Consider the following 14,217-nt stretch of genomic DNA (forward strand, 5'->3'; position numbering starts at 1 on the left):
ATGTTTATCTGAAAAAATCTGCTAATTTAAACAAGATAACGATTCCCGGAGGCAGCATGAGTCAAAGTGCGTTTATAGCAGCTTTATTATTTGATGGGCAGGGCGGAGCCGTTGAGCTGGATCTGGAACAGGTCAATGCCTGGCAACCCGAGCAGGGCACATTGTGGGTACATATTGATTGTGCCAATGAACAGGGCAGTCACTGGTTGTCGCATCAGAGTGGTGTCGGAGAATTGGTTGCGGATGCCTTACTGAGTAATGATACCCGCCCGCGGGTGAGTCATGTGAATGAACAGTCACTGATTTTTTTACGTGGGGTGAACTTAAGTGAAGGTGCCAGCCCGGAAGATATGGTCTCGGTGCGGATTGTGATTGATGCGCAGCGGATTATTTCGACCCGACGACGCAAATTGTTGTCAGTCAGTGATTTAATTCAGTCTCTGCATCAGGGGGAAGGGCCGGTGAATCCGTCTGACTTTCTGGTGCGGCTGTGTCATTACCTGACATTACGCATTGATGCGGTGACAGCCACGTTTGAGGATCGCATTGCGCAGATTGAAGAGGATGTACTGGAGGCGTCAAACCCTGCGGCACATCGCAAAGAATTAATGGAAATCCGCCGTCAGACTATTCATCTGCGTCGTTATCTTGCGCCGCAGCGTGAGGCTATGTTGAAAATGATGGCGGAGCGAAAAGCATGGTTACTGGCCGATGACCGGCTGTATTTACAAGAGAGTACGGATCGGCTGATTCGCTCGGTGGAAGAGCTGGATGCGATTCGTGAACGGGCGGTGGTGACACAAGAAGAGTTGGTCAGTCAGGTGAATGATCAGATGAACCAGCGTATGTATGTGATGTCGCTGATTGCCGCGTTGTTTTTACCGCTGGGATTTTTGACTGGTTTGTTGGGTGTGAATATCGGTGGCATTCCGGGCACGGATAACCCCGCGGCCTTTCTCTGGTTTGCAGTCATGTTAGTGATAGTGACGTGCGCCATCTTAGGATTTTTCAAACTCAAACGCTGGTTTTAGGCGGGTGTCACTGACATCTTTATCGATCATGAAACGGCCCAGTGCAAATGCACTGAGCCGTTTTCATCAGGACGGTATGAGGGCAAGACTAAATACCACCTGTCGGGGGTTGGAGCATCCGTCTATCGGCGGCTGTCGATTGACTTAGCGTCAATCTCGGCGCATTACCGATAGATAAAGCGATTGACCAGATTTTCCAGATATTCTTGTTGGCCGGAGACGCGTTGTGGCGCAATATCATTGTCTACGGCGTACTGTGCCAGTGATGCCAATGAATGTTCTCCGGACAGAATCTGGCTACCCAGTGTTTGACTCCAGTCGGCGTAACGTTGGGCAATATGTTTGCCGAGTTGATCATTTTCGATCATGCTGGCTGCCCGTTCGAGTGCTAATGCCATTGTGTCCATACCACCGATGTGACCGTGGAACAGGTCTGCTGCATCAATCGATGGGCGACGGAGTTTGGCATCAAAGTTCAGACCGCCGGTGGTGAAACCGCCTGTTTTAAGAATTTCGTACATGATCAGGGTATTTTCTTCCACACTGTTCGGGAACTGGTCCGTATCCCAACCCAGTTGTGCATCACCACGGTTGGTATCAATGGAGCCGAAGATTCCCAGCGCGGTTGCTGTGGCTACTTCATGGTGGAAGCTGTGACCGGCCAGTGTGGCATGGTTGGCTTCAATGTTGACTTTGACTTCATCTTCCAACCCGAACTGTTTTAAGAACCCGTATACAGTGGCACAGTCGTAGTCATACTGGTGTTTGGTTGGCTCTTGAGGTTTCGGTTCGATCAGAATCGTGCCTTTAAAGCCGATTTTATGTTTGTGCTCGACCACCATTTGCATCAGGCGACCCAATTGTTTGCGTTCCTGACGTAAGTCGGTGTTCAGTAATGTTTCATACCCTTCGCGTCCGCCCCACAACACATAGTTTTCACCGCCCAGTTTTTGTGTTGCTCCCATCGCATGGAAGATTTGAGTCGCGGCATAGGCAAAGACTTTTGGATCGGGATTGGTCGCTGCGCCAGCCATATAGCGTGGATGAGAGAACGCATTGGCGGTGCCCCATAACAATTTCACACCAGTGTCTTGTTGTTTTTGTCCCAGAACATCAACCATTTCTGCGAAATTATTGACGTATTCTTTGATGGAGCTGCCTTCAGGAGCGACATCGGCATCGTGGAAACAGTAGTAAGGCACACCAAGTTTAGTAAAGAATTCAAATGCAAGATCGGCTTTTGAACGCGCCAGTTCCATGGCACTGCCGCCATGATGCCATGGCCGGTCAAAGGTTGCGGCCCCGAAAACATCGGCACCCGGCCAGACGAAGTTGTGCCAGTAGCATGCAGCAAAACGCAAATGTTCTTTCATGGATTTGCCAAGAATCATACGGTCCGCATCATAATGATGGAATGCCAAGGGATTCGTTGATTCTGTCCCTTCGAATTGGATGGGCTCAATGTGTTTAAAAAATTCAGTCATGATGGTTTCCCTGTAATTAATGGCCCTTGCCTTTATGAAATAGCTTCATGGAATAGGTACCGAGTGAATAAAATCAATTCGCATTTATCATGACGGGATTGTTCGGCAAGCGGCAATTGTGATTTTTCTTATCGCTATTATTCATTTTTTTAAATTTGAACTGTGTTGTTTTTTTAAAATATGGCCGGACCTACACGATCACATAAATAAAAAATCATAATTCAGTTGAATTATTCCATAATATGCAAACCTGAATCGTTTGACTTTATATATAGCCAGACAATCATCAAGATGGCGATATCTTCATTATGAGATGGCTCTTTTGAGATGGTTGGAAAGAAAGATACCCTACAAATATAAAAGAGGTCATTCAGATGAAAACTGGCACGAATGTGATTCACCTAACGCTGGTTGTGGCGTTAGGTGGGCTGTTATTTGGTTACGATACCGCGGTGATTTCCGGCGCGGTTGAGGCGCTGCAAAATTATTTTCAATTGACGGCAACTGAGTTGGGCTTTGCGGCGTCTTCGGCGTTAATTGGTTGTGTGCTTGGTGCTGCATTGGCGGGCTATGTCAGTCAACGTTACGGGCGACGTGGTGCACTGATTATTGCCGCTTTACTGTTTCTGATTTCTGCCATTGGTTCGGCGATACCACAGCATTATTGGACTTTTGTGATTTATCGGATCATTGGTGGGGTCGGTGTGGGCATCGCGTCGATGGTTTCACCAATGTATATTGCCGAAGTTGCCCCTCCTGCACGGCGTGGCGGATTAGTCGCATGGAACCAGTTTGCCATTATTTTCGGTATGCTGGTGGTCTATTTCGTCAATTACGGCATTGCGCTGATGGGCAGTGATAACTGGCTGAATGATGTTGGCTGGCGATATATGTTTGCGTCAGAAGTGATTCCCGCAGCCCTGTTCTTTGGCTTGCTGTTTACTGTACCGGAGACTCCTCGCTGGCTGGCATTGAAAGGACGGGACAATGAAGCGCATGGTTTGCTGAAAGCGCTCAATCCACAACAAGATGTTGAGCCGCAATGGCAAGAGATCAAACAATCGTTGGTGAAAGTTCACCGGCCAGGGATTGTCGCTGCCGGATATCTGGGCGTATTGCTGATTGGTATTATGCTGAGTGTGTTACAACAGGTGACGGGGATTAATGTGTTTCTTTACTATGCTCCTGCGATCCTGAAAGGTTTTAGTGATTCCACAACTGATATTGCATTGCTGCAAACCATTTTGGTGGGGGCGGTCAATTTAAGTTTTACCGTTTTGGCAATTTTCACCGTGGATAAACTCGGACGCCGTCCGTTGATGATGATCGGGGCCGGCCTGATGGCGGTCAGTATGCTCGCGATCGGCACCGCAGCGTATCTCAATGCAATCGGCGGATATTTATTAGTCTTTATGTTGTTATATATCGCTGCCTTTGCACTGTCATTGGGGCCCGTCACATGGGTATTACTGTCTGAAATTTTTCCTAACAGTGTTCGTTCCAGAGCGTTATCGATTGCGGTGTTCGCGCAATGGTTTGCCAACTTTGTTGTGTCTCAGACCTTCCCGATGATGAATGAAAAAGAGAGTTTCATTTTTCAACAATTTCATGGCGGTTTCCCATTTTGGATCTATGGCATTATGGGGATATTCACCGTTTACTTTATTTATCGCTGGGTACCGGAAACCAAGGGCAAGTCGCTGGAACAGCTGGAAGGCCTTTGGCAGCGTGATGCTGACCAAGCCAATGGTCGCATGAAAACAGCGGATTTATCCTGAGTGAGGCAGCACGGATGATAGCGTCGGAAAGCTGGTTGGTTCGAGTGATATGATGGCTGAATGGTGTGTGTCGAGCATTTTGTGCAGTGGCCCACCGGGATCCGGTGGGCCGTCTGCGCGGTGTTGTCGTTCTCTCATTATGTCACAAGGCGATGCTGTGACAGCCGTGAGAACGCTCGAACATACCAAAGCATCGGTCATGCGGAACTGTCGCTCATGCGGAATTATCGGGCATGGTAAACATCGACCAGACAGAACAATGGATCATGCCGGTGATGCGTTACAACAATACAGTTACAACAATGCATCACGATGACGCCATCGGTCGTGGTGCTGTTCGCGGAACTCTTTTGGTGTACATTGCTGGTGTTTTTTAAACACACTGTACATGTATTGCAGTGACGGATAACCACATAGCTCCGCAATTTCGGCCACCGGCAGTGATGTGGTCGCCAGAAGGTGGCGGGCTTGTTTGAGTTTTGAGTTATGAATTTCCTGATGAATCGAGTGGCCGCATTCTTCTTTGAAACGAATTTCCATGTTGGAACGCGAGATCCCGACATAATCGAGTACCTGTTCGACTTTAATCCCTTTACAGGCGTGATGGCGGATAAAATGCATCGCCTGAATGACATATGGGTCTTTCAGAGCCTGATAGTCGGTGCTTTGCCGGGCGTGAACCTGCGTTGGGGGAACCAGTCGGCGGGTTTGATGCAGGCTCTCTAATTGCTCGGTGTCTTGCGGATCGGTCGTTAACAGGCGGTGCAGCAGTTTGGCTGCCTGATAACCCATTTCTCTGCATCCTTGTTCGACCGAGGATAACGAGACGCGGCTCAGGTAGCGGGTCAGCTCTTCATTATCGATACCGATGACAGAAATTTTGTCCGGTACCATCAGCTTCAAATGATCACAAACCTGCAAGAGGTGACGGGCACGGGCATCGGTTACTGCCACGATGCCGACCGGCGTCGGTAGCTGTTGTAACCAGTCCGCGAGGCGATTCATGTCATACTGCCACGTTTGCGGACTGACCTCATTGCCCCGATAGACCGAGCCTGAATATCCTTCGCGCTGTAACAGATGAATAAACGCCTGCTCTCGCTCATGAGACCAGCGTCGCCATGATTCCTGCGGCATGCCGTAAAACGCGAAGTTTTCAATGCCTTTGCTTTTGAGGTGCTGAAATGCCAGTTCAATCAAGGCCTGATTATCTGTCGCCACATAAGGAACGTTCGGATAATCCTCCGGGTGTTCATAAGAGCCGCCGATTGCGACGACGGGAATCGTGGTCTCTTCCAGCAGCGTGCGAATTTTAGGGTTGTCGAAGTCAGCAATCACACCATCGCCTTTCCAGGTATGAAAGTTTTCCAGATGCGTTGTGAATTCTTCCTCAAGATAAATATCCCAGTTGCATTGGGAGGCTTGCAAATATTCGCCGATGCCCTCAATCACTTCTCGGTCATACACTTTATTGGCATTAAATAACAGTGTAATCCGATAACGGTGGTCGATGAACTGACGGTATGGTGTGTGAGAGTAAGGTTTCAGAGTGGTCATGGATGGGTTTTTATTCATAAATAATATTAATTATATTTTGTCCATAATTTTTAAGTCTAACAGGCAAGCACCGTGTTAAATGTGATCCTTCACTCAGTCATTAAATCCATGAAGCTATCTATGAAAAATCGTAATTGTGTCGTGAACTGAGAGACTTATGATAATGATTCGATAAATAAAATCATAACGAAGCATCAATATATTCGGATTGCCCCACCAGACAATGTATTTCTTGAGGTTATCCGAGCGGTTGACTGAAAATAAAAGGATAGCTTATGTATGTTGGAATCGATTTAGGGACATCCGGCGTGAAGGTCATTGTGCTGGCTGAAAACGGTGATGTCGTTGCGAGTGAAGTTGCACCGCTTGAGATATCACGTCCGTTTCCGCTATGGTCAGAACAAGATCCGCAACACTGGTGGCAAGCCACCGAACAAGCGATTCAGGCGCTGGGCAAGCAGACGGATCTCAGCGCGATCAAAGCGATTGGGCTGTCCGGACAAATGCACGGCGCGGTGTTACTGGATCAGCAAGGCGAGGTGCTGCGCCCTGCGATTTTATGGAATGACGGGCGTTGTCAGGCGCAATGTGCCGAACTGGAGCGGCGTGTCCCCGATAGCCGTCAGATTACCGGGAATATGATGATGCCGGGCTTTACTGCGCCGAAACTGCTTTGGGTTGCAGAGCATGAACCGGACATTTTTGCCCGGACAGATAAAGTTCTATTGCCTAAAGATTATTTACGTTATCGGATGACTGGCTTATACGCGTCAGATATGTCCGATGCTGCCGGAACCATGTGGCTTGATGTCGCCCGGCGTGACTGGAGTGATGAACTGCTTGATGCGACCGGATTGGAACGGCGTCAGATGCCAGACTTGTATGAAGGCAATGCAATCACCGGCACGTTGAGTCGTGAACTGGCCAATGCGTGGGGGATGCCGGAAGTGCCGGTGATTGCAGGTGGCGGTGATAATGCCGCAGGAGCCGTCGGGGTCGGAATTATTGAGCCGGGACAAGCCATGCTCTCTTTGGGAACTTCCGGGGTGTATTTCGCCGTCAGTGACGGCTTTCTGGCCAATCCGGATTCGGCGCTGCATAGCTTCTGTCATGCCCTGCCCGGAACGTGGCATACCATGTCGGTTATTCTGAGTGCCGCATCGTGTCTGTCTTGGGTGTGTGAATTGACCGGATTTGCTGATGTGCCTGAGATGTTACAAGCGACGGAAAATCATGCGGATGTCAGTTCCGGGGTGGTATTCCTGCCTTATCTGTCCGGGGAGCGGACACCGCATAATGATCCGTATGCCAAAGGTGTTTTCTTCGGTATGACTCATTCAACTTCAAAGTATGAGCTGGTTCAGGCCGTGTTGGAAGGGGTCGGGTTTGCATTTGCAGATGGTTTTGATGCATTACATCAGACTGGTCTGTTGCCGGAAGAGGTGGTTCTGATTGGCGGCGGGGCCCGTAGTCAGTACTGGCGTCAGATGCTGGCGGATATTGTCCGCTTACCGCTGGCTTATCGTCAGGGTGGTGATGTCGGTCCGGCTCTGGGGGCTGCGCGACTGGCGATGTTAGCGGTTCAACCGGAGATGACCGCGCGGGATATTTGTGCGTCACCGGTCTTGATTGAAAGACACATACCGGATGAAGAGCAAACCGAGCATTACCAGCGCAAACGAGCCGTTTATCAGCAATTATATCGTCAATTAAAACCACTCTTTATTTAAGCAACACCGATTATTCAAGAAAAATAGAGCGTTTCAGTCGGCGTGATTTCCCCTCGGTTGAGGGGAAATCACGATGGGTTAGCGATTCGCCAGCCACAAAATAACAAACACAAAATAACAAAGGAGCCTTGAGGCTCCTTTGTTAATCAATAATGTTAATCAATGATCACGCTGAATATCGACAGCATATTCCATCGCGTTATGCCGTTTGAGTGGTCTGCTCCACGTCCTCCGGGGTCTCGTTGAGATGGGTTATTGTTTCCGCACCGTGCATCCACATCACCAGTTTATTGGAGAATAATAGCAGGATCAGGCCGGACACTGTGGCCGTTACGGCGATGCCGCCGAAAATTGCTAAGGCGCCGAAATCACCGACATGGGCCCCGATCAACCCGGCAATATAGTTGGCAACTGCATTAAATCCGAGCCAGACCCCCATCATGAGTGACGCCAGACGCAGCGGTGCCAGTTTGGTGGTCATCGACAAACCGATGGGTGATAAACAGAGTTCCCCGATGGTATGGAAGAAGAACGCGCCCACCAGCCAGAACATCGAGGTTTTCACATTCAGATCACCGCCTTGTTCTAAAACTGCGCCAATCATACACAAGAAACCGATCGCCAGAAAAAATAGTCCAAACGCAAATTTGACCGGTGAATTGGGTTCACGACTGCCAAGTTTGATCCAGAGTAGCGCAATCAGTGGCGCACAGGTAATAATGAAAAACGGATTCAGAGACTGGAACCAGGCTGCGGGCACTTCAAAACTGCCGATCATCCGGTCGGTATATTGTTGGGTATACAAGTTCATCAAACCACCGGCTTGCTCGAATCCTGCCCAGAAAACAATCACAAAGAAGCCCATGATGATAATGACTTTCATACGGTCTGTTTCTTCTTTGGTTAATGGTTCTTTCTTCTGTGCTTTCTTCTGTTGTAAATCCCGGGCTGCCGCAGGTTTGAGGCCAATATCTCCCAGCAAGCGTTGTGCAAACAGGATCTGAATGACGAAGCTGATCATCATCCCAATTCCGGCGGCGACAAAACCGGCTTTCCAGCCGAAATTATTGGTTGCGATGCCGGAGATAATCCCCGCAAGGAGCGCGCCCATATTGATGCCCATATAAAAGATAGTGAATGCGCCATCACGCCGATGGTCGCCTTCGTGATACAGGTCTCCGACCATGGTGGAAATATTCGGTTTAAACAGACCATTGCCGATGATCAGTAACGCCAGTCCAAGATAGAAGCTGTGTACCGCGTCAAGACCGAATAGCTGATGCGGCAGAGCCAATGTAAACTGACCGATGGCCATCAGGGCTCCCCCCGCGAGGATCGAACGACGCTGGCCAAAATAGTTATCGGCCAGCCAGCCACCGATTAAGGGCGTAATATAGACAAGCCCGGTATAAATGCCATAGAGATCTAATGCCTCTTTGGCTGACCAGCCCATGCCACCATTGAGTGTTGTATCTGTGAGGTATAAAACCAGAATTGCTCGCATTGCATAGTAGGAGAATCGCTCCCACAGTTCCGTGCCGAACAAAAGAAACAGGCCACGAGGATGGCCTAAAAATTGATGATTGTTGTGATTCATATTTGCTTTGTTTGGATTATTTATTAGCTTTTTATTTTACTTTAATGTTACATATTGGGTAAATGGTTTGGTTTTTAACATCTTTGCAATATATTATAACTATGTGTTTTTAAGTTTTTGAAATTCAACAAATTTGTAAATTTTGCTTGAAAGTCAGGTAATCGAGGGGAACTAAGTTTTCATTTATGAAACAATTGGTTGCATGGTTGATATAGAAAAACTAGCAATAATTAAAGATTTGTGACGGTGATTGATATCGCTGAAAAAAAAGCCAGCACAGCGTGCTGGCAAGATCCTGCAAAAGATAGGATATCAGAGCGTATTGATTAATTTGTACACGCGCCGGTCAAAGTCCAGGAGTTATCACTACCGGGAGTTGATGTCGTATACCAGTTGGCCTGATAGAGTTTATTCTGATACACCATGTAGTCACCGCTGTCGCTATGGTTATAAGGGCCGTTTTCCCACGCCCTGCGTGTCCAGTTTGGATAGACATTGACGCCGGCACATGTTTGTGGGGTATTGTTGCCCAGCTGATATGGCCAGTTTTCAATAATTGATTTTACTTTTTTGCCGGATGGCGTCAGATTCATCGTATCGGGATAATAAGTCGATGCGCCTTCAGCTTTGTCGTTTAACGCCCAGTTTGCATTACTGAGGTCATGCTCTTTCATGAAGTTCACCCAGATATTGGTTTCCGCTTCATTGACCCCACCGTCTCCGTCGGCGTTGATAGTGCCCCATTCGGTGACGAAGAGCGCAATGCCATTATTCATCGCGGTGAGGGCTTTGTCTCTGAGATATTGTCCGTGTGTACCGGCATAGAAGTGCAGTGTATAGGCAATGTTGGTTCCGTTGATGGGATTAAAAGATGCGGTATCGACATCTTGTGACCAGCTTGGGGTACCGACCACGATTAAGTTATCTGGATCAAACTCGCGGATTGCAGCAATGACTTTTTCGGCATAAGGCTTGATGACATGATCCCAAGAGATTTGCAGCGGCTCATTATAGATTTCATAAATGACGTTGGGGCTATCGCCATATTTCTGAGCCATTTCCCGGAAGAAGCTGACCGCTTCAGCAACGTTATCTTCGGCATGGTGAGAATGCCAGTCGATGATTACATACATGTCGTTTTCAATTGCGGCATCGACGACGGTAATCACTTTGGCCTTATTACCGGCCGGATCATCGAGATAGCCACCATCTTCCTGAATTCCCATTGATGCCCGGACAATACTTGAATGCCAGTCATCCCGAAGCATTTTGACAATATCTGCGCGATAGAACTTTTCACCGCCCCATTCGTTATTACTCCAGAACAGACTGTTACCCGCGAAGCTCTTCACGGTATCTCCGGCATAGATTTTATTGCCGGACACTGACAAAGGTTCAACCGCCCATGCTTGCTGACTTAATCCGACAAATAAGCATCCCAGACAGGAAAGTAATAATTTTTTTGCCGGGAAACGGCGTTTTTTCATCGATAGACGTTGTGTTGGTAAATATGACATCAGTTCACCTCTAATTAAACATGACGTACCATTCATTATATGTGGAATGACTCATGATAATTGTATTGTTAGCTTGGAAGTATGTTTGACAAAGATTGCCAATCAATAAATTGGCAATTATTTAAATATAGATGCTAATAGGCAAATTGGAATACGAACTATCATAGTTGTGACAATACACTCGATAGTCGGTTTTTATATTTTTATTTATATTATTAAATATATTGTTTTGAATTTACTGAAACAATCTTTGTGATCTGTATTTCAAAGGATGTTATGAAATAATGTATGAAAATCCAAGGGATAGGATATTGTCTGGCGAGTGAATATGATATTCCGTCCTATAAAAAGGACGGAATAGTGACATTATTTTATCATGTTTTCATTTTCAGATTTTTATTTCCAGAAAACAAGAAAGTAATGGTATTGCTTGGTCTGTTGGTAAAATTACAGCCCATACTTTGATGGTAAGCGATGGTCATTCTGAATCATGATTTTCAGATCAGATAAATATTTCACATCATCGTCATTATTTTCCCAGTAGAAATGGCCGAATGCTTCAACCGCCTCGCGCATTAAAATCGCTTTAACTTTTTTGACACCCGATTCGCGCAGTAGCTCGTAGAACAGTTGATCGGCATCAGAGCGGCTTAACAAATGCGTATAATAGAGCCAGTCATGGATCACTGCCGCTTTCATAAAGCGCGGGTTAAACGGTGTCCCGATAATACTGTAGGCAGCACTCGGAATACTTGCCCCATCGTACTGAAAGAACTTCGGCACCCAGAGTTCTGTGCCTTGGTTGACGATGCCAAAATCCTCAGCAACTTCATAGGCTTCATCAAGCTTACTGCTATGTGGTTCGGTCACCGGAAATAAATATAAATTGCTCATGCTCATATTCGAGTCTCCATATTCAAGCGTGTTATTGGGTTGTATGTTCGTCCGGACGGCTGAGGCACATGATCCGCAGCAGAGATAGATTATGTGTATTGATGACTATTGAATAGGGGGGCCTGCGAACAACTTTGCGAACAAATATAAATAGTTACAGAGAGTTAGCAAGTCTATTTGAGGCGAACGTCGGAGAAAATGAGGGGAAGTTGCGGTCAGTCATACAGTCTGTGCATTTTATGTTTTTTGTTGCATACTGTTTTTCAGCCCGTTCTGATGAACGAACGGCTCTCAACGAATGGTTATGAACGAATAGTTATGAACGAATAGTTATAAACGAATGGTTATAAACAAATAGTGATAAACAAACCGTTATCAATGAACATCCATCAACGGGGACGCGCGTTGTGCTGAAAGATGAAAAACCAAAACGGAGAAGACAATGATGACAAAGATTGGTGAAAATATTTGGATATTCGATGGTAAAACCGTTCCGTTTTTAACCTTACCGTATTCGACAAGGATGACGATTGTCCGGCTTGCCGATCAATCTTTATGGGTTCACAGCCCCATTGAATTTAATTCTGAACTGCAAGCCGCAGTCGATGCTTTAGGGGTTGTGAAATACTTGATCGCGCCCAACCAGCTTCATCATCTGTTTATTGCCCAATGGCAAGCCGCTTATCCGGAAGCGTTCTCGTATGGAACCGAAGGGGTACGTCATAAGCGTCAGGATTTGACATTTAATGCGACTTTGTCCGCACAGGCCGATTATCCGTGGACCGATGAACTGGATGCCGTGTTATTTACCGGTTCTCAGGTGATGCAGGAGTGTGTCTTTTTTCACCGTTCGACTGAGACGTTAATTGTCACGGATCTGATTGAAAACTTCTCACCGCAAGCTTTCAATTTCTTTCAGCGTTTGTTGGCTAAGCTGACCGGGATTCTTGCCCCGACCGGTAAAATGCCATTGGATTGGCGCTTAAGCTTTTTGATGGGCAAAGCGACCGCTCGGACGCATTTGGAGAAAATCCTGAGTTGGAACCCCAAGACCATTGTCATGGCACACGGTATGATTGTGACGGAAAATGCCGATAAATTCTTACGCCGTTCATTTCGCTGGCTATTATAAACGGAATCAATAGACTGTTGACTCTGTCATTTTCTGGTGCTGAACCTTGTGTTCCAAGGGGCGTCGCTCGCGGGGTGAATGGCCGATCATTTAACCGCATCTCATCATGCCGAATCGGTGAACGAAATATGTAGCGAAATGCGCGGAATGTGGTACTTTGCCCGGCAATAAATGGTGTGTTTCTGTGCAACGCAGCGTGGGTTGATATGACTCAGTGTGCGATGTGATATCAACATGTCGGTATACATGAATGACGATAATAAGGAATCAATGTGGCAGCGTTTGATCGATTTTCAAAAGCCAATGGATCAAAAACAGATGACGGGAGTTCGATGAATGAAAATTTATTCGAGCTGATTGCTGATGATATAGAAAAGCAAGGATATAGCATTCGTCCGGCTGCGTTGCCAGAAGCGATCTCCGGCCCACTGTTTGATCACCAGCAATCGCTTCATGCTGACAAATATATCGACGCTGGTATCGGTCGGCGCGATGACTATCTGAAAAATGACTTTGTCAGAAATGATGAAATTTGTTGGATTACCGGACAATCAGATTCAGGACAAGCTTGGATCGACTGGACATCACAGTTAAAGCGCTTCCTCAATCAACGGCTTTTTCTGGGGCTGTTCTCGTTTGAAAGCCATTTCGCGCATTACCCGCCGGGAGCCTTTTATAAACGGCATTATGATGCTTTTCGTGGTGAAGCCAACCGGGTTTTGTCCGTCGTGACGTATTTAAATCCGAATTGGGGGGCGACCGATGGCGGCGAACTGATTTTGTATCGGGATGATTTGGACCAGGAAGGGATCAGCGTCGTACCGCTGTATGGAACCATTGTGGTTTTTCTCAGTGAGGAATTTCCGCATGAAGTGCGTCCCGCGACGCGAGATCGATACTCGATTGCCGGTTGGTTCCGGGTGAATACCTCGATTAATAACCGAATCGATCCCCCGCGTTAATTACACTGATCATCAGGAGGATGTATGCATCATTTTCAAGGTTCGTGCCTGTGTGGCAGTATCCGGTATGAAGTGGCCGGTAAACTACAGAAATTTTTCCTGTGCCACTGTCAGCGGTGCCGTAAAGATACGGGGTCAGCTCATGCGGCAAATATATTTATCAACCCCACCACCTTTGATTGGCTGAGTGGTGCTGATTTAGTAAAAACGTATCACCATCCGGACTCCCGTCATGTGAAAAGCTTTTGTCAAAACTGTGGCTCAGCTGTGCCGACCGTCATCAACAGCACCATGATTCTGCTCCCCGCCGGAAGCCTGGATTCAGAGCCTCCACGGATGCCTGACGCAAATATTTTTGTCGACAGTCAGGCAAACTGGTCAAAAAATACCGACAACCTGCCGGGTTTTGCACAATTGCCTGAATAAACGGATTCACATTTCATCATTTTTGGCCTGACTCAGATTTTCATAGAATGATCGAATAGCTCAAACTAGTCACAACTGAAGATTGAACAAATATTGAGGTTTTTGAACC

The 14,217-nt window shown here is 47.0% G+C and carries 12 protein-coding genes; 7 read left to right on the forward strand and 5 right to left on the reverse strand.

The features are described 5' to 3' along the window. The first annotated feature begins 56 nt into the window (after positions 1-56). Positions 57-1,031, forward strand: a complete 975-nt coding sequence (gene zntB / locus OCV37_RS16635; protein ID WP_038184074.1) for a zinc transporter ZntB — start codon at positions 57-59, stop codon at positions 1,029-1,031. Positions 1,032-1,195: 164 nt separating this feature from the next. Here the strand turns inward: zntB and xylA are convergent, their stop codons facing one another. Further along, entirely contained in the window at positions 1,196-2,515 is a 1,320-nt protein-coding gene (gene xylA / locus OCV37_RS16640) for a xylose isomerase (RefSeq protein ID WP_038184073.1), read from the reverse strand. Positions 2,516-2,889: 374 nt separating this feature from the next. On the opposite strand from xylA, the gene xylE reads away from it, so the two are divergent. Together xylE and OCV37_RS16650 are read left to right on the forward strand one after the other, a co-directional pair. Next, positions 2,890-4,293, forward strand: a complete 1,404-nt coding sequence (gene xylE / locus OCV37_RS16645) for a D-xylose transporter XylE (protein WP_038184070.1) — start codon at positions 2,890-2,892, stop codon at positions 4,291-4,293. A gap of 49 nt (positions 4,294-4,342) precedes the next feature. Further along, positions 4,343-4,609, forward strand: a complete 267-nt coding sequence (locus OCV37_RS16650; protein ID WP_038184068.1) for a hypothetical protein — start codon at positions 4,343-4,345, stop codon at positions 4,607-4,609. Here OCV37_RS16650 and OCV37_RS16655 read toward each other — a convergent pair. Next, positions 4,588-5,868 (reverse strand): XylR family transcriptional regulator, encoded by a 1,281-nt coding sequence (locus OCV37_RS16655; RefSeq protein WP_281172939.1) that lies wholly within the window; start codon positions 5,866-5,868, stop codon positions 4,588-4,590. The genes OCV37_RS16650 and OCV37_RS16655 overlap by 22 nt on opposite strands. Before the next feature lie 257 nt (positions 5,869-6,125). Here OCV37_RS16655 and xylB point away from each other — a divergent pair, with 257 nt between their 5' ends. Continuing rightward, positions 6,126-7,580 (forward strand): xylulokinase, encoded by a 1,455-nt coding sequence (xylB, locus tag OCV37_RS16660; protein ID WP_038184064.1) that lies wholly within the window; start codon positions 6,126-6,128, stop codon positions 7,578-7,580. 199 nt (positions 7,581-7,779) lie between these two features. Here the strand turns inward: xylB and OCV37_RS16665 are convergent, their stop codons facing one another. From OCV37_RS16665 to OCV37_RS16675, 3 genes are all read right to left on the reverse strand, one after another. Further along, positions 7,780-9,177: a peptide MFS transporter gene (locus OCV37_RS16665; RefSeq protein ID WP_038184060.1), complete on the reverse strand. Its 1,398-nt coding sequence runs from the start codon at positions 9,175-9,177 to the stop codon at positions 7,780-7,782. Between the two features lie 326 nt (positions 9,178-9,503). Further along, positions 9,504-10,694, reverse strand: a complete 1,191-nt coding sequence (locus OCV37_RS16670; protein ID WP_038184058.1) for a cellulase family glycosylhydrolase — start codon at positions 10,692-10,694, stop codon at positions 9,504-9,506. A 447-nt stretch (positions 10,695-11,141) separates the two neighbouring features. Beyond that, positions 11,142-11,594, reverse strand: coding sequence for a DUF1353 domain-containing protein (locus OCV37_RS16675; RefSeq protein ID WP_084717508.1), 453 nt, complete (start codon positions 11,592-11,594; stop codon positions 11,142-11,144). Between the two features lie 439 nt (positions 11,595-12,033). On the opposite strand from OCV37_RS16675, the gene OCV37_RS16680 reads away from it, so the two are divergent. The 3 genes from OCV37_RS16680 to OCV37_RS16690 all read left to right on the forward strand — a co-directional run bounded on the left by OCV37_RS16680 (position 12,034) and on the right by OCV37_RS16690 (position 14,108). Continuing rightward, entirely contained in the window at positions 12,034-12,720 is a 687-nt protein-coding gene (locus tag OCV37_RS16680; RefSeq protein ID WP_038184629.1) for a DUF4336 domain-containing protein, read from the forward strand. A 332-nt stretch (positions 12,721-13,052) separates the two neighbouring features. Continuing rightward, the gene (locus tag OCV37_RS16685; RefSeq protein ID WP_051680788.1) at positions 13,053-13,682 is read left to right on the forward strand and encodes a 2OG-Fe(II) oxygenase; all 630 of its coding nucleotides are present in this window, start codon (positions 13,053-13,055) and stop codon (positions 13,680-13,682) included. A gap of 24 nt (positions 13,683-13,706) precedes the next feature. After that, positions 13,707-14,108: a GFA family protein gene (locus tag OCV37_RS16690; RefSeq protein ID WP_038184051.1), complete on the forward strand. Its 402-nt coding sequence runs from the start codon at positions 13,707-13,709 to the stop codon at positions 14,106-14,108. Positions 14,109-14,217 lie beyond the last annotated feature (109 nt).

The organism is Vibrio rhizosphaerae, assembly GCF_024347095.1.
Classification (GTDB): domain Bacteria; phylum Pseudomonadota; class Gammaproteobacteria; order Enterobacterales; family Vibrionaceae; genus Vibrio; species Vibrio rhizosphaerae.